Source organism: Nonomuraea purpurea (assembly GCF_042650645.1).
GTDB classification, from domain to species: domain Bacteria; phylum Actinomycetota; class Actinomycetes; order Streptosporangiales; family Streptosporangiaceae; genus Nonomuraea; species Nonomuraea purpurea.
This window is the reverse complement of sequence record NZ_JBHSBI010000014.1, coordinates 210,004-227,768: the sequence shown is the minus strand read 5'-3', so window position 1 is coordinate 227,768 and position 17,765 is coordinate 210,004. Positions and strand designations below refer to the sequence as shown.

Annotated in this window: 18 protein-coding genes; 5 read left to right on the top strand and 13 right to left on the bottom strand. The window is 68.1% G+C overall.

Annotated features, from left to right (window positions below; translation table 11 throughout):
* Positions 1-2 precede the first annotated feature (2 nt).
* From rfbB to ACFOY2_RS27635, 11 genes are all read right to left on the bottom strand, one after another.
* Positions 3-956, bottom strand: a complete 954-nt coding sequence (rfbB, locus tag ACFOY2_RS27685) for a dTDP-glucose 4,6-dehydratase (protein WP_379530993.1) — start codon at positions 954-956, stop codon at positions 3-5.
* Entirely contained in the window at positions 953-2,020 is a 1,068-nt protein-coding gene (locus tag ACFOY2_RS27680) for a glucose-1-phosphate thymidylyltransferase (RefSeq protein WP_379530992.1), read from the bottom strand. Before ACFOY2_RS27680 ends, rfbB begins: the two co-directional genes overlap by 4 nt.
* Positions 2,021-2,022: 2 nt before the next feature.
* Positions 2,023-3,477, bottom strand: coding sequence for a sugar transferase (locus tag ACFOY2_RS27675; protein ID WP_379530991.1), 1,455 nt, complete (start codon positions 3,475-3,477; stop codon positions 2,023-2,025).
* A 270-nt stretch (positions 3,478-3,747) separates the two neighbouring features.
* Complete coding sequence (locus ACFOY2_RS27670) at positions 3,748-4,098, bottom strand: hypothetical protein (protein ID WP_357818946.1); 351 nt, start codon at positions 4,096-4,098, stop codon at positions 3,748-3,750.
* Between the two features lie 114 nt (positions 4,099-4,212).
* Positions 4,213-4,845 carry a GntR family transcriptional regulator gene (locus ACFOY2_RS27665; RefSeq protein WP_379530990.1) on the bottom strand — a complete coding sequence of 211 codons (633 nt, stop codon included), beginning with the start codon at positions 4,843-4,845 and terminating at the stop codon, positions 4,213-4,215.
* Positions 4,842-5,714 (bottom strand): DMT family transporter, encoded by an 873-nt coding sequence (locus tag ACFOY2_RS27660; protein WP_379530989.1) that lies wholly within the window; start codon positions 5,712-5,714, stop codon positions 4,842-4,844. Before ACFOY2_RS27660 ends, ACFOY2_RS27665 begins: the two co-directional genes overlap by 4 nt.
* 37 nt (positions 5,715-5,751) lie before the next feature.
* Complete coding sequence (locus ACFOY2_RS27655; RefSeq protein ID WP_379530988.1) at positions 5,752-6,129, bottom strand: hypothetical protein; 378 nt, start codon at positions 6,127-6,129, stop codon at positions 5,752-5,754.
* Between the two features lie 65 nt (positions 6,130-6,194).
* Positions 6,195-6,731 carry a GNAT family N-acetyltransferase gene (locus ACFOY2_RS27650; RefSeq protein WP_379530987.1) on the bottom strand — a complete coding sequence of 179 codons (537 nt, stop codon included), beginning with the start codon at positions 6,729-6,731 and terminating at the stop codon, positions 6,195-6,197.
* 20 nt (positions 6,732-6,751) lie between these two features.
* Positions 6,752-7,120, bottom strand: coding sequence for an MmcQ/YjbR family DNA-binding protein (locus tag ACFOY2_RS27645; RefSeq protein ID WP_379530986.1), 369 nt, complete (start codon positions 7,118-7,120; stop codon positions 6,752-6,754).
* A 68-nt stretch (positions 7,121-7,188) separates the two neighbouring features.
* The gene (locus ACFOY2_RS27640) at positions 7,189-7,608 is read right to left on the bottom strand and encodes a VOC family protein (protein WP_379530985.1); all 420 of its coding nucleotides are present in this window, start codon (positions 7,606-7,608) and stop codon (positions 7,189-7,191) included.
* 272 nt (positions 7,609-7,880) lie between these two features.
* Positions 7,881-8,816, bottom strand: a complete 936-nt coding sequence (locus ACFOY2_RS27635) for a hypothetical protein (RefSeq protein ID WP_379530984.1) — start codon at positions 8,814-8,816, stop codon at positions 7,881-7,883.
* A gap of 203 nt (positions 8,817-9,019) precedes the next feature.
* Here ACFOY2_RS27635 and uppS point away from each other — a divergent pair, with 203 nt between their 5' ends.
* Both uppS and ACFOY2_RS27625 read left to right on the top strand, forming a co-directional pair.
* Positions 9,020-9,778 carry a polyprenyl diphosphate synthase gene (gene uppS / locus ACFOY2_RS27630; protein WP_379530983.1) on the top strand — a complete coding sequence of 253 codons (759 nt, stop codon included), beginning with the start codon at positions 9,020-9,022 and terminating at the stop codon, positions 9,776-9,778.
* Positions 9,775-11,190 (top strand): oxygenase MpaB family protein, encoded by a 1,416-nt coding sequence (locus ACFOY2_RS27625; RefSeq protein ID WP_379530982.1) that lies wholly within the window; start codon positions 9,775-9,777, stop codon positions 11,188-11,190. The genes uppS and ACFOY2_RS27625 overlap by 4 nt, the downstream gene beginning before the upstream one ends.
* A gap of 142 nt (positions 11,191-11,332) precedes the next feature.
* On the opposite strand, the gene ACFOY2_RS27620 is transcribed toward ACFOY2_RS27625, so the two are convergent.
* On the bottom strand, positions 11,333-11,752 hold the full coding sequence (locus ACFOY2_RS27620) for a VOC family protein (protein ID WP_379530981.1): 420 nt from the start codon (positions 11,750-11,752) through the stop codon (positions 11,333-11,335).
* Between the two features lie 195 nt (positions 11,753-11,947).
* Here ACFOY2_RS27620 and ACFOY2_RS27615 point away from each other — a divergent pair, with 195 nt between their 5' ends.
* Complete coding sequence (locus tag ACFOY2_RS27615; RefSeq protein WP_379530980.1) at positions 11,948-13,444, top strand: serine/threonine-protein kinase; 1,497 nt, start codon at positions 11,948-11,950, stop codon at positions 13,442-13,444.
* Between the two features lie 207 nt (positions 13,445-13,651).
* Here the strand turns inward: ACFOY2_RS27615 and ACFOY2_RS27610 are convergent, their stop codons facing one another.
* Positions 13,652-14,611: a TetR/AcrR family transcriptional regulator C-terminal domain-containing protein gene (locus ACFOY2_RS27610; RefSeq protein WP_379530979.1), complete on the bottom strand. Its 960-nt coding sequence runs from the start codon at positions 14,609-14,611 to the stop codon at positions 13,652-13,654.
* Positions 14,612-14,779: 168 nt separating this feature from the next.
* On the opposite strand from ACFOY2_RS27610, the gene ACFOY2_RS27605 reads away from it, so the two are divergent.
* Together ACFOY2_RS27605 and ACFOY2_RS27600 are read left to right on the top strand one after the other, a co-directional pair.
* Entirely contained in the window at positions 14,780-16,396 is a 1,617-nt protein-coding gene (locus ACFOY2_RS27605) for a carboxylesterase/lipase family protein (RefSeq protein WP_379530978.1), read from the top strand.
* Positions 16,397-16,565: 169 nt separating this feature from the next.
* A complete protein-coding gene (locus ACFOY2_RS27600; protein ID WP_379530977.1) occupies positions 16,566-17,489 on the top strand; it encodes an SGNH/GDSL hydrolase family protein in 924 nt (307 codons plus the stop codon).
* The last annotated feature ends 276 nt before the right edge of the window (positions 17,490-17,765 follow it).

The window sequence follows — 17,765 nt, the reverse complement described above, 5'->3', positions numbered from 1 at the left end:
GATCACCAGCTCCACCAGTCGCGGTGCTCGGCGTACCAGGCGACGGTGTCCTTCAACCCCTGCTCGAACGGGACCTCGGGCCGGTACCCGAGCGCCCGCAGCCTGGAGTCGTCCAGCGAGTACCGGCGGTCGTGGCCCTTGCGGTCGCGGACGTGCTCGACGTGGTCCCAGCCCCGGCCGCAGGCTTCGAGCAGGCGCGCGGTGAGCTCCTTGTTGGTCAGCTCGGCCGTGCCCGCGATGTGGTAGACCTCGCCGGGCTCGCCCTTCTCCGCCACCAGCCTGATGCCCGCGCAGTGGTCCTCGACGTGGATCCAGTCGCGCACGTTGCCGCCGTCCCCGTACAGAGGGACATTCCTGCCGCGCAGCAGGTTCGTGACGAACAGCGGAATGATCTTCTCGGGGAACTGCCTCGGCCCGTAGTTGTTGCCGCACCGGGTGATCGACACGTTCAGCCCGTGGGTGATCGCGTACGCCTGGGCGATCAGGTCGCCGCCCGCCTTCGAGGCCGCGTACGGCGAGCGCGGGCGCAGCGGCGCGTCCTCCTCCCACGAGCCTGCGTCGATCGAGCCGTACACCTCGTCGGTCGACACCTGGACGACCTTCGGGATCTCCGCCTCCAGGCACGCCTGCATCAGCGTCTGGACGCCGAGCGTGTTGGTGCGCGTGAACTCGTCCGCACCCTCGATCGAGCGGTCGACGTGCGACTCGGCGGCGAAGTTGACCACGAGATCGTGGCCGGGCAGGACGGTGCGCAGCAGCTCGGCGTCGCAGATGTCGCCGTGCACGAACTCGTGCCTGACGCCGTCGAGGTTGGCGCGGTTGCCCGCGTACGTGAGCTTGTCCAGCACGGTGACACGGGCGCCGGACTCGGGCGCAATTGGACGCGCGCTGGACAGGCCGTGGACGAAGTGGGAGCCGATGAAGCCGGCGCCACCCGTCACGAGAATTCTCGTCATGAACTGATCTGTACCTTGCTGTGATCGCCCAGCACGAGGCGGTGGGCTTTGGGGGTGTTGGGTGCGGGAGTGACCTCGACGTCGTGCCCGATCAGCGACGACTCGATGCGTCCGACTCCGGCGATGGAGGCTCTGGGCAGCACGATCGAGTACTCGATCTCGCTGTCGGTGACGGCGCAGCCGGCGCCGATGGAGGTGAAGGGGCCGACGTAGCTGTCATGGACGCAGGCGTCCACGCCGATGATCGCCGGGCCGACGACGCGGGAGCGTTCGACCACCGCGCCCCGCTCGACGACGACCCGCCCGACCAGTTCGCTGGCTGCGTCGACGTGCCCCCGCACCCGGGGCTCGACCGATTCCAGGACCAGCCGGTTGACCTCCAGCATGTCGGTGACGTTCCCGGTGTCCTTCCAGTAGCCGGAGATCACCGAGGACTCCACGCGTAACCCGGCCTCGATGAGCCACTGGATCGCGTCGGTGATCTCCAGCTCGCCCCGCCACGACGGTTTGAGCTCCGCCACGGCCTCGTGGATGGCCGGGCTGAACAGGTAGACGCCGACCAGGGCCAGGTCGCTCTTGGGCCGCGTGGGCTTCTCCTCCAGGCCGACGACGCGCCCGTCGGCGTCGAGTTCGGCGACCCCGAACTGGCGCGGGTCGCCGACCTCGGTGAGCATGATCTGGGCGGCGGGCCGCTCGCGGGCGAACCTGTCCACCAGGTCGTTGATGCCGCCCACGACGAAGTTGTCGCCCAGGTACATGACGAAGTCCTCATCGCCCAGGAACTCCCTGGCGATCAGCACGCCGTGGGCGAGGCCGAGCGGCGCCTCCTGCCGCAGGTAGGTCACCTGCAGCCCGAACGCCGAGCCGTCTCCCACGGCCGACTCGATCTCCGCCTGGGTGTCGCCGACCACCAGCCCGAGCTCCCGAATCCCGGCCGCCGCGATCGCCTCCAGGCCGTAGAACAGGACCGGCTTGTTGGCGACCGGGACCAGTTGTTTGGCAGAGGTGTGCGTGATCGGCCGAAGCCGTGTGCCCGACCCTCCGGCGAGCACGAGTGCTTTCACCGCTAGTACGCCCCTTCTCCACGGGTGACGACGGACCAGGTCTTCCAGAGGATCTGCAGGTCGAGGATGAGCGACCAGTTCTCGACGTAGCGCAGGTCGAGTCGTACGGACTCTTCCCACGTCAGGTTGGAACGGCCGCTGACCTGCCACAGGCCGGTCATGCCCGGTTTGACCACGAGCCTGCGGCGGACGTCGGCGCCGTACTGGCCGACTTCTTCCGGCAGCGGTGGTCGCGGGCCGACCAGGGACATCTCTCCCCGGAGCACGTTCAGCAGTTGGGGCAGTTCGTCGAGCGAGTATTTCCGCAGGAAGGCGCCTACGCGGGTGATCCTTGGATCGTTCCGAATCTTGAACAGCACGCCGTCGAACTCGTTCGCTTCGAGGAGGGCGCCCTTGAGCCGCTCCGCGTCCACCACCATCGTGCGAAATTTCACGACCCGGAATTCTCTGCCGCTTTTGCCGACCCTCGTCTGGTGGAACAGCGCGGGGCCCGTACTGGTGAGGCGGATCACCAGGGCGATGGCCAGCAGCGGCACGGCCAGCAGAAGCAGCGCCGCGGCCGCGACCAACCGGTCGAACACGGTCTTGAGGACCTGCCTGGTGCCGTCGAACTCGGGATGCTCCACGTGGAGGAGCGGCATGCCGGCGACCGGCCTGATGCTGATACGCGGCCCCGCCACGTCCAGGAGGGCAGGGGCCACGAAGAGATCCGTGCGGGACGTCTCCAGGCTCCAGGCCAGGCGCCGCAGCGCGGCCCCGTCCAGTTCGGGACAGGCCAGCACGGCCACGGCGTCGGCGCGCTGGCGTTCGACCACACTGGCCACGTCCGCGAACGAGCCGAGCACGGGAACGCCGTCCAGATCGACGTCCATGGAGTTCTCGGGAAGGCAGGCTCCCACCACCTGCATTCCGTGATAAGGCTGCCGCCTGAACTGCACGACCAGGTCGAGAATGGATTCCCGGTGACCGACGGCGATCACCTGACGCATATAGTCGCCCACCGCTCTCCTACGGTGAAGACGTTTACGCATCCTGTAGCGGTAGTAAAGCGTGGCGAGCAGCGCCAGAGGCAGCATCGCCATCACGAAACTCCGCGCGATCGCGGTCTGCGTGGCATAAGCCAGGATGGCGACCGCGGCCATCAGGCCGACGCCGCCGTTGAATACGGACTTGAACTCCTCCGTTCCCTCGCCGTTGGCGCGCTGGCGATACGCGCCGCCCATCATGAGCGCGATGGGCCAGGCGATGACGAGGCCGAATCCGAGCACGAACTCGACCACGGGAATGAACGCGCCGGTGACCAGCCGGATGCCCAGCACACATAGGCATGCGAGCATCGCGCACACCGTGTCTCCGCATAACAGGAGCCGTAAGTACGCCCTGGTCCAGATACTGGACGCAGGGCGTGGCACGGCCTGCAGGAGCACGACGGCGGACTCCCCAGTCCCCACCCTCATAGCACCACCCTGTGACAACTCTGTGCACCGCGATAACTTGACGTTCCTTGAACCACATGGGTTGACAAGTCCCACGCACAATCAAGGGCGGCGGCCCCCACTAAAGAGTAAAGATCGATTCCAGCCCGGGGAATAACGTCAAATGTCCACAACCGGACGAATGTAGGGTGGCCCAGGGGCTTGACGGAACGATCCACAAGTGCAGCGTTCCGTTGGGGAAATTGTGAGGTTTACGGCGGTATTTCAGCAGGTTGCCGCTTTGTGACGCTGCTAGTCGTACTCCAGATCCGGCAATGCGGACGGCGGATCCGGGCTCCGCCACACGACCACAACCCCGTCACGCGTGGAATCTGCGGCCAACGTCAGCCGGTCGAGGTCGAAGTCCGGCAGGTAGCGCAGGCGGGCGAGAAAGGTGGCGTCCGTGGCGGAGCGCGGGACCACGCAGCCCTCGCCGTCGCGATCGAGCAGGATGTAGAGGACGTCCTCCCCGGATTCGGTCACGACACGGACCTCCACCACGTCCTCCCACGCGAGGGCTTCGACGCTACCGTCCGCGTAGTGACGAGTGACGCCCTCTTCCGTGACATACACGTAGGAGTCCGGCATCGGATTGCCGTGCATGGGCGCGATTCTTGCGAGTTCCAGGGCTGGTCCGCAAGGGTTCGCGCGCAAAGGTACACATCCCCGGTCTCGCCACTGCCTCCTCGGGCGGTTACCAGGCATTTGTCCGGAACGTTAGCTTTGGTGGTCGCCGCCCCAGGAATGACTCAGATGCGCCGCCACCGCCGCCCTGGCGACCTCCTCCGGCCCCTCCGCGATCGCGTCGAGCAACTCGCGGTGTTCGCGGACGAGCACCTCCCTGTCCTTGTAGACCGCGCGCAGCCGGACCAGCCCGAGCCTCGTCTCGGCCGCCAGGGCGCCGTAGAGCCGTTCGAGCCGCGGGCTGCCGACGGCCTCCACCAGCGCCTGGTGCAGCGCCATGTGCTCGCCCACGACATCGGACCACGGGGCCTCGGCGGGCAGGGCGGCCATCCGGTGCAGCGCCGCCTCCGCCCCCGGGACCCGCTGCCCGATCAGGGCCCGGGCCATCAGGTCCTCCAGGGGCCGCCGGACGTACATGAGGTCGGCGAGGTCCGAAAGCGTCACTTCAGGGACATAGGCGCTGCGGTTGCGTTCGCGCCTGAGCAGCCCCTCGTGGACCAGGAGCGCCAGCGCCTCGCGCACGGTCGGCCTGGCGACGCCGTACGCCGCGGCGATCTCCTGTTCGGGCAGCGCGGTGCCGGGCTCGATCTCGCCGGAGAGCACCCTCGCGCGCAGGGCGTCGGCGAGCGCGCCGACGGTTGAGACGGGTCTGAGCGGCAACGTCACGGCTGTGACTCTAGTGCGCTTTCCGGCGTTCGTTCGGGCACGGCCACCGCGACGAGACTCAGCGCCAGCAGCACGAGCCCGGCGATCGACACCGGGGCCAACCGCTCGTTCAGCACCACCAGGCCGAGCAGCGCCGCGACGGCCGGCTCGGCCAGGGCCAGGGTGGCGGCCGTGGCCACGGGGGTGGTGCGCAGGCCCCGGCCGTACAGGACATAGGACAGGGCGGTGGCGCCGAGGCCCAGATAGAGGACGGCGATCAGCCCGTTCGGCTGACCCAGCCACCCGATCCCGCCCGTCAGCAGGACCGGCAGCATGATCAGCGCCGCCCCGCCGAACAGCACCCCCATCACCGCGTCCGACCTGGCCCCCTTCTCGATCGCTTCAGCCGCCATGACGGCGTAGAAGGCGTACAGCAGGCCGCCGAGCAGCGCGAACAGGATCCCGGACACCACCTGCCCGCCTGCCTGCGCGCCCCCTCCCACGATCAGCGCCGCACAGCCGCAGATGGCCGCCGTGGTGGCCACGCTCCAGCGCCCGCTGGGCCGGCGGCCGTGCAGAGCCCAGGACAGCAGGCCCGTGAAGACGGGGCCGCTGCCGATCGCGACCACGGTCCCGACGGCCACCCCCGTGCGGCTGACGGCGGCGAAGAAGCAGAGCTGGTAGGCGGCCACGGCCACGGCGGCCAGCAGCAGCCCCGGCCTGACTACCCGCCTGATGCCCGTGCCCGCCAGCAGGGCCAGAGCCGTCCCGCCGACGACCAGCCGGGCGGCGGCCAGGGCCACGGAGTCGGCGGAGACCAGCAGCCCGGCCGTGCCCGCCGTCCCCCAGAGCACGGCGGCGCCGACGACGGCGAGCGGTCCTGTTCTCATAGTGGACATTGTCCGACAATCAGACAGTGTCTGCCAACTAGGCGATCTCCTCCAGGAGTTGATCGATCATCCGCGCCGCCGGGGCCGCCACCTCTCCCGCGTAATCGTCCAGCACGGCCAGGCCGTCCTCGATGCTCGCGACGGTCGCGCGCGGGAGCTCCAGCAGCGCGTCGTCCTCCGACGTGATGGCCCCCTCGACATGGAAGGCGTTGGAGGAGGCGGCGATGGACACCTCGAACCGGACCTCCCGGCCGTCGGGCAGCACGAAGACGGCACCCGTACGGGCGCCCGCGGGTGGGAGGAAATAGGAGAAGCGCTCACTTCTCACGAAAGGATGGTGTAACTCCGCGAGAATCTCCGACGCCCGGCTCAGGGCCGCCAGCAGCCCGGCCGCGGCCAGACTCTCGCTGTCCACCCAAGAAAGGGTAGATCACTCTGACCAGGAAAGCGACCGACTCGGGCACCGCTCCGACTGGAACGTCACGGAGTGCCCGGAACGCAGCGAAGCATGGAGCCAAGGTCGGCACCAGGGGGGTCGGTGGCCAGGCGGGCGTGCCGTTCGACGTCGTACCGGAGGCCGTCATGACGGACCTTCCCGCGCTCGATCCCCTCGGGCAGGAACCCGGCCTTGGTCGCCACCCGGCACGATGCCCGATTGTTCGTCCGATGCCCGAGCTCAAGCCGGAAGAGCCCGCGCTCCTCGAACGCCCACCGCGCCAGCAGTTCGGTGGCCGCCACGGCGACCCCCCGCCCTCTGGCCTCGGGCACGACCCAGTAGGACACCCATCCGTTGTCGTGCGCGTCGATCCCGACGACCGCGACGTTGCCCACCACGACGTCGTCGAGCGTCACGGCGAAGGCGTGCCCCACCCCCGCCCAGGAGGCGATCCACCCCTCGGCGTCCTTCAGCGTGACAACGGGCCAGGCCGCCTGCGTCCGCAGGTCGGGCGCCTCGAAGGCGCGCAACACGGCCGGGGCGTCCCGCACGCGCCACTCCCGCAACCGAACATCCCGCACACCGATCACGCTGCCCGAGATTACCCAGTATGTGCCTGCCCGATTGAGTGGGCCGCCTCGAACTCGGCCACCATCTGGCTGGGCGCCGTCAGACACCAGGCCTCGGCCACCAACTCGAACAGCTCATCAGCGTCGATCTTGTCGAGGTGGACCACCACCCACCCGAACCGCCCCGCCGTGAACTGCACCTCGAACACGTCGGGCCGCTCGCTCACGAGCGCGATCTGCTCCTCGATCGTGGCCTTGAGCCCGACGGTCTCGGTGGCCTCCCACAGATAGCCGAACCCCTTGCCGCGCACCTTGATGCCGACCCACTCGCCACCGTGGTTCAGCCGGACGTCGGGGAACCTGTCCAGCAACTCGAGGAACTCATCCACGCTCACACCCATGCCGCAAGGTGTACCAGAACGCGGTGACACTTCCCGAGCCCCGTTCCCGCACCCACGGGGCTCCGGCCTCACCCGTAGTAACGAACCTCCAGCACGTTGCCATCCGGGTCAGGGAAGTACACGACCTCCGGCGCCAGCCCCCGCGCACCGAAACTGTTGGTGCCCGTGCCCGTGATCGCCACCCCGTGCTGCTTCAGCCGCACCTGAAGGGCGTCGAACTCCTCCTTGCTCACGGCCAGGCACAGGTGGTTGACCGGGTGGCCGGCGCTGCCCCTGACCCCGGTGCCCTCGTCCACGCCCCTGGTCATGTCGTACGCCATCAGGTCGAGAACGGTCTCCTCGGAGATCCGCACACTGGGAAAACCGGCCTTGCCATCGACGAACTCCTCGCGCCGCACCCCTGGCAGTCCGACCACCTGCTCGTAGAAGCGGAGAGATTCGAGCTGGTCAGATACCCAAATGACGAGATGATCAAGGCGAACGCCCATGAAATCCTCCATTCTCCTCCCAATATCTGCCGCGCGCATGCCTCTGTCCACCTGCGACCGCGCCCGCCCAGGAATGGCCGCCTCGACGCAAGACCAGGTTCACGGGGAATTCGCGGTTCCAGTGCCACCGATGCCGCGTAAGCTCGGCGCCGCCGACCGTTCGGGAAATGCCCGCTCTCTGTTCGCGACGGAAAGAGACTATTTCCCGAACGTCAGGGACGGGCAGAGGTGATGGAAGAAAGGCAGCAGCCTCAGAACGCCGGACGTGGTCATCACCCCTGGTCGCGCATCCAAAGGTTGAGGAGTTCCTCGGTCTCCGCGGTGAGAGGGGCGATGCTCTTCTCCTGGTGGTCCACCTCGACTCCGACTGGCCGCAGGTCTGGGACCTGGCCGCCGGCGAGCGCGTCCCGCTCGGGTTGCTGCTCGTACGCGCCGGGACGCCACCAGTACAGTTGCGAGCTGATGGCGTTGTCGCCCTTCTCGACGTGGGTTCGGGCGAGTGCCTGCATGGCTTCCATCGCCGCGACCAGATGGGTGCCGCCGATTTCGTGGACGACCAGATACTCCGGCAGCGGGAAAGAGACCAGCGCGCCGTATGGGGCGGCCCCGAGGTAGCGGCCGAGCACGTGGACGTGGGAGCCGACGTAGCGGTGGGTCTCCCCGATGTGCGTGATCGGAACGCCCCAGATCTCCTCGGTCTGGGTGTAGTGGGGCTCCCGGTTGAGAGAGGCGTGAAGCGCGGCGCCGAAGACCTGGCTCTCGGGCCTGTCACCGATGTCCCTGCGGTTGAGAGGGATGATCGAGTCCGGCGTGTCGATGACCACCGTCTCGACCAGCCCCGCTGCGAGCGGACGGGTCAGCAGGGACTCTCGCAGGCCGGGCGGCTCTGCCAGTGCGGCCTCAGGATAGATGCGCACCCGCAGCGCCTCGGCGTCGAGCAGGCCCTCGATATCGGCCGTCACGGCCTGCGCCTGCGCGGCCTGTCGGCGGAATCCCCGTGCGAACCCGCCGGCGAACTCCGCGGCGGCGGCGGGCAGGTCGGCTCGTGGGATGCGACTGGCTTCTGCGTACCACTCTCCGATGTCGGCAGTGAAGTCACTGCCACCCGGGAGACTGATGCTGACGTTCGTAGGCCCGATGAACCTGACGGGGTAACCCTGATCCGCGAAAGCCTGGATCAGGGCTTGGCCAACAGCGTCCTGGGTCATCTGTTCTCCGCTCACCATCAAAACATGGCACAAGCGACATAACCCTTGCAGGTGTTCCCCGGTATGTCGGGCCGGCTCCGGCGAAAGACAGCGCCGCCGCCTCGGTGATCAGGGGCGGAATCATGCGGTCACCCTACCCAGATCGGATCCCGAGCACCCGGCCCGCATGACAGTTGCCACGACGCTCGACAACACTATTGGTAATGATAGAGTCACTCTCAGCTATGGAAATCGTCAGCGGATTGCCGTGTCACGTGGCTTGCGTGATGGATGGGAACGGGCGGTGGGCCGCGCAGCGATCGCTGCCGCGCACCGCAGGCCACGAGGCGGCAGAGGCCGCCGTGGTCGACGTCATCGAGGCGGCGCGCTCAGCCGGCATCAAGTGGTTGAGCCTGTACGCCTTCTCCACCGAGAACTGGCGCAGGCCGACGGCCGAGGTCGACATCCTGATGAGGCTCGTGCGCCGGGCCATCCGCAAGCACGCGCCGGCGTTGCACGCGCGGGGCGTCCGGTGCAGGTTCCTGGGCATGTCCGATCCGCGGATCCCGCCTTCTCTGGTCCAGGACATCACCGATCTGATGACGCTCACCAGCGACAACAGGCGAATGACGCTGACGGTCGCCTTCGATCACGGGGGACGCCGCGACATCGTGGAGGCCGCCCGTTCGCTGATCCACGCCGCCGTGCCGGCCGAGCAGGTCACCGAGGCCACCTTCGCCCGTCACCTCCCCTACTCCGACACGCCGGATGTGGACCTGGTCATCCGTACCTCCGGCGAGCAACGCATCTCCAACTTCATGCTCTGGCAGGTGGCCTACGCCGAATGGGTCTTCCCTCAGGTGCTGTGGCCCGACTTCCGCGCGACTCACCTGTGGGAATGCCTTGAGGCCTACCGATCGCGCCAGCGCCGGTTCGGCGGCCTCCGCCGGCCGGCCGCCACTACGGGAGAGGAATCTCGATGACCCAGACCGCCGCGGACGAGAGCGTCGACATCTTCGGGCCTGACTCGATGCTGCGCCACCTCGTCAACGACGCTCGGTGGGGCCTTGCGGTGGTCCGCGCCACGGTTCTGGAGGCCGCGCACCCGCAGATCGGCACCGCGTTGATCGAAAACTCGACCTTCGTGACACATCCGTGGCGGCGTCTGCGCAACACCTTGGTGAGCCTTCAGCGGATCCTCGACCTGGACCATCACGTTCGCGACCGGGAGGCGGCCCGCCTCAACCGCCTGCACGCCCGCATCTCGGGCACCGACCCGCAGGGCCGCCGCTACGACGCGATGGACGCCGATGCACGCGCCTGGGTGGTGGCGACCCTGTTCGAATCCACGGTGACGATGTACCGGCTGAGCGGCGACGCGCTCGACGGACCCGCGCTCGATCAGCTCTACGCCGAGTTCCGTGCGTTCCTGGCCCTGATCGAGGGCGACAGCGACCGGCTCCCCGCGACGGTGCGGGAGTTCTGGCCCTACTTCGACGACACGATCGAGCACCGCCTGGAAAGCACCGAGGCGGTGCGCGTCATCCTCTACCGGCTCTTCGCCGATGTGCCCGCACCGCCCCTGCTGCGCAGCCATCCCTCGGTGTGGGCCGCGGCCAGGGCCGTGGCAGGCCCGGCAGCCGCCGCGATCACCATCGCGTCGCTGCCGGAGTCCTTCTGCCGGCGTGTCGCCCTGCCGGACCTCCCAGGGTCGCGGGCGCTCATGCACGGGGCCTACCTGACCGCCGGGCTCGCCACCCGCCTGCTTCCAGCCAATTGGGTGGACGTCAACTCGTTCATGAGCCTGCTGGACCCCAGCCACTCCGGCGGTTCCGCACCCTGGGAGACCATACGCCGGAAGGCGGGCCAGGCCGCGGCCATGGTCAGACTCATCACCCCGGCTCCCGACGAGGTCAACCAAGCCACACTCTCGGCCGACCGGTTCTTCGCCGAGGTCCTCGACCAGACCGGCGACGGCCACCTCGCCTGGCCCGACCTGGCCGCCATGGCAAGAGAGCTCGCCACCCGGCTCGACCTGCACGAACACGACGAGGAGCGGCTCTACAACGCCTACTCCGCCTGGTGGCGGGAGCTGCAGACCAATCTCGACGCCGACGACGACGGACGCGTCACGCGACAGGAATACGCCGCCGCGGCGGTCTCTCTGCCCGGCTCCGGGCTGATCAAGGTTGCCGACGTGCTGTTCGACGTCACCGACGTCGACGACGACGAGACGATCGACGCGCAGGAATACCAGAAGTTGTTCCGCACGGCCTTCCACCGCGATCTGACCGGCAGAGCCGGCAGCTACTCGCGGGCTGCTTTTGTCAGGCAGTTCCTGTCCTTCATGTCCGGGCAGCAACACTCGGTCGCCTACGACTCCCTCCTGTCCTAATTGTTTTGCGAGGTGACAATTCCGCTGTCTTTGGAGAGGGCGCGAGTGTGCGGCCGCGAGCGCTTCGCGACCGTCACGCCCCTGCGCGAACTCCTCAGCCCGGGCCGCTCCCCGCACGCCCAGGAACGCGCGGAAGGCGCCGTCAGTCGTAGTAGCGGACCTCCAGCATGTTGCCGTCAGGGTCGGAGAAATAAATGGTCTCCGGGGCGAGGCCCCGCGCGCCGAAACTGTTGGTGCCGGTGCCCGTGATCGCCACCCCGTGTTGTTTCAGCCGTACCTGCAGGGCGTCGAACTCCTCCTTGTTCATGGCCAGGCACAGGTGGTTGACCGGGTGCCCGGCGCTGCCGCTGACCCCGGTACCCTCCTCCACGCCCCTGACCATGTCGTACGCCATCAGGTCGAGAACGGTCTCCTCGGAGATCCGCACACTGGGAAAACCGGCCTTGCCATCGGCGAATTCCTCGACCCGCACCCCTGACAGTCCGACCACCTGCTCGTAGAAGCGGACGGATTCGAGTTGGTCGGATACCCAGCAGACGAGATGGTCAAGGCGAACATCCATGTAAAACCTCCATTTTCTTCCAATATCCGCTGTGCCGCAGGTCGCTGTCCACCTGCGGCCGCACCCGCCCGAGAATGGCCGTCTCGATGTCGCGTTCGACGAGTCGTACGCCATCGCGCCCCTCTAGTATCAGAATCTTCCCTGACATACCAGGAGGCAACGGATGGCGGAGGCCGAACTCTGCGGGGCAGTGCGATGACCCTGCTCGTAGGGCGCTATCGGCTGTTATCGCAGCTCGGCCAAGGCGGTATGGGCACGGTCTGGCAGGCGATGGACGAACTGCTGCGCCAGGAGGTTGCCATCAAGGAGGTCCGGCTGCCCCCGGACCTCGACGAGGCATCGCGTACCGAACTGACCGAACGCACCCTCCGCGAGGCGAGGGCCGCGGCGCGGCTGCGTTCGCATCCGTCGATTGTCACTGTTCTCGACGTCGTCCTCGACGGCGGGCGGCCGTGGATCGTCATGGAGCTGGTACGTGGCCGTTCGCTGGACCAGGCGGTACGCGATGACGGCCCGCTGCCGGTGCCCCAGGTGGCCTGGATCGGCCTGCGCATGCTGGACGCTCTCGGGGCCGCGCACGCGTCGGGCATCCTGCACCGGGACGTCAAGCCGGCCAACGTCATGCTCACCGACGACGGGCGGGTGCTGCTGACCGACTTCGGCATCGCGACCGTCGCCGGGGATGCCGCGATCACCCAGACGGGGTTGCTGACCGGTTCGCCCGGCTATATCGCCCCTGAGCGCCTGCGTGGGGAGTCCGATGGGCCGCCGGCGGATCTGTGGTCGCTCGGCGCCACGTTGTTCACCGCGGTGGAGGGCAGCGCTCCGTTCGCCCGTGCGAACCCGTCCGCGATCATGGCCGCCGCCCTCATGCAGGAACCTGCGCCACCCCGGCTGGCGGGCCCGCTCAGCCCCGTGCTGGCCGCGATCCTGGAAAAGGACCCGGTACGCCGCTGCCCATCGGACCGGGCGGCCGAGTGGCTGAACGCCATCGCGCAAGGCGTCCCCATGACCGGCCCGACCTTGAACCGGGAGCATCTCGAGCACACCGCTCCCGGTCACCGGCACAAGCGCCGCCGGACACCGATCGTCGTGGGGGCCGCGATCGCCGTGGCGCTGGCCGTCACGGCGGGAGTGGTGGTCCTGGTACAGGTCCTGCCGGACCGTAGCGTCGCGATCGGCAGCCCGGTCACACCCCGTGCCGCCTCCTCGGCGTCCGGCTCGCCGAAGGCACCGGTCCTTTTCGAGCGCGACATCGAGGCGTGTGAGCTGCTGACCACGGCCAAGGTGCGCGCGTTGTCAGACCGTCCGATGAAGCGCGATGCGTTCGTGGTCACGACCGCCTGTAGCTGGGTCAACGCGGCGGACATGACACGTCTGAACATCCAGGTGCTTCGTCTGAACACCGTCTCATCGGCCCGCACCTTCCAGCAGGAAATGGTCAAGTCCCTGAAGGCCCGGAAGAAACACACCCCGGGGTCGAGCCTCCGCAAGGGGCCGGACGTGGGCGACGAGGCGCACACCTTCGCCAAGCAGGAGACCGCGTTCGGCGCGATGATGTACTCCACCGAAATCTACTTCCGCATGTCGAACATGTGGGTGACCATCATCAGCCAACGCCGCCAACCCGGAGCCACCACCACCAATCAGACGGCCAAACTCGTCGAGGCGGGCATCAACAGGCGCCGCTGACCCTCCCCCTCCCGCCGGCAAAGCGTCTTCCACCTGGGCGAGGGCACCAGCGTGCTCACCCTGGTCAAGGCCGGCTGAGGGCGAGGGGAGTTTCATGATCGCCATAGCAAGCGACGACAAGCGAACACCGACATGCTCCGCGTCGTGTTCGGTAAGCAGTCGTCGGGCTACTCGTGCCCCGCGCCCACGTGCGGCCAGGTCTCTGGACTAGCGCCTGTCTGCACAGAGCGGTGCGATGCCGTCGAGCATGCGCTGGAGCCCGAATTCGAAGAGTGTGTCGATGGACAGGTCCACGTCGTCACGGGCTGACAGTCGGGACATGAACGGAAAGGATCCGGCGCGCATTGCCACGGCCAGGGCGTTGCCCTGGCCGCGCAGCCACTCGTCGTCGGTCAGGCCGGTGTCCTGCTCGGCCTCGGCCTCCCGCTCCAGATTGGCGGCCGTGCCGCGGACGAAACCGGCCACCGTGGCGGCGATGTGGATCATCGTGGCGAGGTCGAGTCCCTGGTCGGAGACCGCGCGCATGGTCCACTCGGTATGAGCGATCACGTTCGGTGCGAGCAGCGGCCTGGTCAGCGACACCACGTGCGCGAGCCAGGGATGCCGCCTGTACATGGCCCACTGGACTCGGCACACCAGTTCCAGCTGGGCGCGCCAGTCGCCGGTCGGCCGGGCCGGGAGACGGTTCTCGGCGAACACCGCGTCCGCCATCTGCATCACGAGGTGGTTCTTGCCACGGACGTGGCGGTGCAGCGCCATCGTCGCCACGTCAAGGTCAGTGGCGATGCGGCGCATCGTGGCGGCGGCCAGGCCCTCGGCGTCGGCGATCGTGGTGGCGGTTCGCACGATGCGGTCAGTGAAGACCTCGGTGTCGCTCCGTCCGGCGGCCCGCTCCCCCGATCGGGCCGTCCGGCGCCGTTCGCCGGACGTGACCACCGTGCCGACGCCGGGCACGGGTTCAACCAGCCCCTCGTTCCGCAACGCGGCGAGGACCTTGGACGCGGTGGCCATCGCCACGCCCCGTTCCCGAACGATCTGCCGCGTGGACGGGACACGGTCGCCGGGTTTGAGCGCGCCGGTGGCGATCCGCCGGCGTAGCTCCGCGGTGATCCGCGCGGACGCGGGCTCCGCTACATCCCTTACCGCGCCCTCGTCATCGTCCGCCACGTGATCTCCCGATCGTCCTAGTGCACCGGATTGCCGTGCAGCCTAGTCCGCCAGGCGTGCCGCCGTCGCCGAGCACCGGTGCACTAGTGCCGTCCTTGGCTGGACCCGCGCCGGCCCGGAAGCTGACGACCGAACACGTACCGGGTTCACACAACGCAGGAGGCGAGAATGGGCAAGGCGAAGCGGAACTGGATCGGTGCCGGCGCGATTGCGGTCGGGCTGATGGCCGTTCCCCTGACCGCGGCTGCGGGCACGACCGGCCGGGACGGGGATCCGGCCGTGGTCCGCACGGCCCAGGGCGCAGTACGGGGAACGGTCGCCGCTGACCACCGCTCGTTCCAGGGCATTCCGTACGCGAAACCGCTGACCAAGAAGCTGCGCTGGCAGTCACCGCAGCCCGCGAAGCCGTGGAAGGGGGTTCATGACGCCACGAAGCCGGCTCCTGGGTGTGCTCAGCCGGAAGGGCTGCCGATGGACCAGCCCAGCGAGGCCGAGGACTGCCTGTACCTGAACGTCACCACCCCGTCAGGACGTCCGGACAAGCGGCTGAAGCCGGTGCTGGTATGGCTCCACGGTGGGCACTTCTTCCTCGGTCAGGGGGACACCTGGGGTGGACGCAAGATGGCTGTGGAGGGCGACGTCGTCGTGGTGACGGTGAACTACCGCCTCGGTCCGCTCGGGTTCCTGACCCACTCGGGTCTGGGGCGCGCTCCGGGCAACTTCGGTATCGAGGACCAGCAGGCCGCACTGCGCTGGGTGCGGGCCAACGTGGCGGCCTTCGGCGGCGACCCGAACAATGTGACGCTCGCCGGGCAGTCGGCCGGTGCGACCAGCGTCTGCGCCCAGCTCGCGGCGCCCGGTTCCAAGGGGCTGTTCCACCGCGCGGTCCTGCAGAGCAACTCCTGCACCACCCCGCTGCGCACCCGCGAGGAGGCGGAGGCCGCCGCCGAAGCCCTCATCAAGAAGACCAAGTGCGGCCAGGATGCCGCCGGTGTGGCCGCCTGCATGCGCGAACTGCCTGCCCGGAAGCTGATCCAGGTCGCCGGCTTCCCGGGCGAGTCGGCATGGGAGGCCGCTCCGGTCGCCGGTGGGCCGGTGCTCCCGGTCGACCCGGCCAAGGCTCTGGCCACGGGACGGTTCCACCGCGTGCCGATCCTCATCGGCGCCACCCGTGACGAGTACCGCGCACAGGTGTGGGGCATGGAACGCACCCACATGCTGTGCGCGCCCGATCAGAAGCGTCCTTGCGCTCTCACCGACGACCAGTACCGGGAGCAGATCCGGGCCGCCTTCGGCGCGCGGGCCGCCAGGGTACTCGCCCGTTACCCGCTGAAGGACTACAAGACTCCCTCCGAAGCGCTGTCAGCGGCCCTGACCGACTTCCAGTACGCGCGGCCGATCCTGGACACCGCGCGGGCGTTCAGCCGTTATGTGCCGACCTTCATGTACGAGTTCGCCGACCGGGACGCCCCGTTCTTCACCGAGGCGGCACCGGTGACTTTCGCGACCGGCGCGTACCACACGGCCGAGCTGCCGTACCTGTTCGCCGTCGGCTACTCCAAGCCCCCGACGGCTGCGCAGGACGACCTCTCCGACACCATGGTCGGCTACTGGACGGGGTTCGCGCACAAGGGCGACCCCAACGGCCGCGGGCTACCGTCCTGGCCGAGGTTCGACACCCGGGCCGGTCACGTGCAGCGCCTCGCCACGGGACCTGGCGCCATCAGGCGCGCCGACTTCGAACGCGAACACCGCAGCGACTTCTGGCGGTCCCTAATGGGCTGATCTACGCAACCAACTGTAGATCGGGCCATCCATCAAGAATTGCCAGGTGGGCTGGAGTCGAAGGCGTCGGCCCGAAGCCGGCGCCGACCGCAAAGAGAAAACGGGCGAACCAAAACGTTGAAATATGCCCATCAGCGCACATGCGACATCGCCGCCATACGATTGCGACATGAGATCATTCCTGGCGGCGTTCGCCATCGGCACGCTGAGTGTGTTATCCACTACGGGCACCGCGCATGCCGAATCCATCACGTCACTGAACGTGGTGGCGATGGGCGACTCCTACGGATCCGGCACCGGCGCCGGCGACTACGAACCGGGCACCGAAGGCAGCTGCTTTCGCAGCGCGAACTCCTATTCCGAAGTCACTGTCGGCAAACTCCGTGAGCAGGGTAAACGTGTGAAATTCACGAACGTCACCTGCAGCGGCTCGGCCATCACAACCCTGAAGGAGTCGTTCAAAGGCGAGCCCCCTCAGTTCGACGCACTGAAGCGTGACACCAACGTGGTGATGCTGAGCATCGGCACCAACGATATCGAGTTCGCGGCATTCGGCGGACTGTGCATCCAGGCCGACTGCTCGGGCGCGCCTGCCACGGCGATCAGGGAACTGCTGCCTGCCATGGGCGAGAACCTGAAGACCCTCCTGAGCGACATCAAGACCCGCAGCCCGCGCGCCACGATCGTGCTCACCGGATACGGCCAGCAGGTCGCCCCCGGCGAGAACGCCGGGGGCGTGCCGCTGGACCCGATCTGCGACAGCCAGGTGTTCACCCCGCAGGAGCGGGTGGACGGCAATCAGGTCTCCAAAGAACTCGACGCGACCCTGCGGAATGCCACGAAGGCAGCCCAGGCACGGGGAATCGACGTCCGGTTCTTCAGCCCCTATGTGAATTCGGTGGATCTCCGGCCCGAGTTCGAGGGCCATTCGCTGTGTCAGGCCGAGCCGCCCTTCTACCGGGGATTCGACGCGCTCGCTCCCGGCCAGGAGGGAAACGACGCGGTTCTGCACCTCAACAAGCAGGGCCAGGCCGCCCTGGCCGACCTCCTCCAACGTAAGGTCCCCGCCCTCTCCGTCCCGGCGAGCCTCTGAAAGTCGCAGATCGGAGCACCTGCGACCTTGGGGGGCGGGTTGAGATGGCATGCGGCTGCCAATGAGATCAGTGGGCTGAGCCGCGATCGGTCCCCCGAGAGACCTCGGAACTAGGATCCCGACCAACGACGCACGACATGAAACTCGACCGCCCCGAATCCCGATGGGGCTCTCACGGGGCGGTCGAGATGCCGTTACAGCATGCCGTTGAGACGACAAAGGGACCACGAACTCAGTGCCGAGTAGTGCGATGGGCCACTGCCCCAGCCCAGGACG

What these genes read in the sequence shown, in the direction of transcription:
- uppS (WP_379530983.1), top strand. Translation starts at nt 9,020, where the DNA reads ATGATAGAGTCACTCTCAGCTATGGAAATCGTCAGCGGATTGCCGTGT.
- ACFOY2_RS27660 (WP_379530989.1), bottom strand. Translation starts at nt 5,714, where the DNA reads ATGAGAACAGGACCGCTCGCCGTCGTCGGCGCCGCCGTGCTCTGGGGG.
- ACFOY2_RS27620 (WP_379530981.1), bottom strand. Translation starts at nt 11,752, where the DNA reads ATGGATGTTCGCCTTGACCATCTCGTCTGCTGGGTATCCGACCAACTC.
- rfbB (WP_379530993.1), bottom strand. Translation starts at nt 956, where the DNA reads ATGACGAGAATTCTCGTGACGGGTGGCGCCGGCTTCATCGGCTCCCAC.
- ACFOY2_RS27605 (WP_379530978.1), top strand. Translation starts at nt 14,780, where the DNA reads ATGGGCAAGGCGAAGCGGAACTGGATCGGTGCCGGCGCGATTGCGGTC.
- ACFOY2_RS27675 (WP_379530991.1), bottom strand. Translation starts at nt 3,477, where the DNA reads ATGAGGGTGGGGACTGGGGAGTCCGCCGTCGTGCTCCTGCAGGCCGTG.
- ACFOY2_RS27670 (WP_357818946.1), bottom strand. Translation starts at nt 4,098, where the DNA reads ATGCACGGCAATCCGATGCCGGACTCCTACGTGTATGTCACGGAAGAG.
- ACFOY2_RS27645 (WP_379530986.1), bottom strand. Translation starts at nt 7,120, where the DNA reads ATGGGTGTGAGCGTGGATGAGTTCCTCGAGTTGCTGGACAGGTTCCCC.
- ACFOY2_RS27600 (WP_379530977.1), top strand. Translation starts at nt 16,566, where the DNA reads ATGAGATCATTCCTGGCGGCGTTCGCCATCGGCACGCTGAGTGTGTTA.
- ACFOY2_RS27640 (WP_379530985.1), bottom strand. Translation starts at nt 7,608, where the DNA reads ATGGGCGTTCGCCTTGATCATCTCGTCATTTGGGTATCTGACCAGCTC.
- ACFOY2_RS27635 (WP_379530984.1), bottom strand. Translation starts at nt 8,816, where the DNA reads ATGACCCAGGACGCTGTTGGCCAAGCCCTGATCCAGGCTTTCGCGGAT.
- ACFOY2_RS27615 (WP_379530980.1), top strand. Translation starts at nt 11,948, where the DNA reads ATGACCCTGCTCGTAGGGCGCTATCGGCTGTTATCGCAGCTCGGCCAA.
- ACFOY2_RS27625 (WP_379530982.1), top strand. Translation starts at nt 9,775, where the DNA reads ATGACCCAGACCGCCGCGGACGAGAGCGTCGACATCTTCGGGCCTGAC.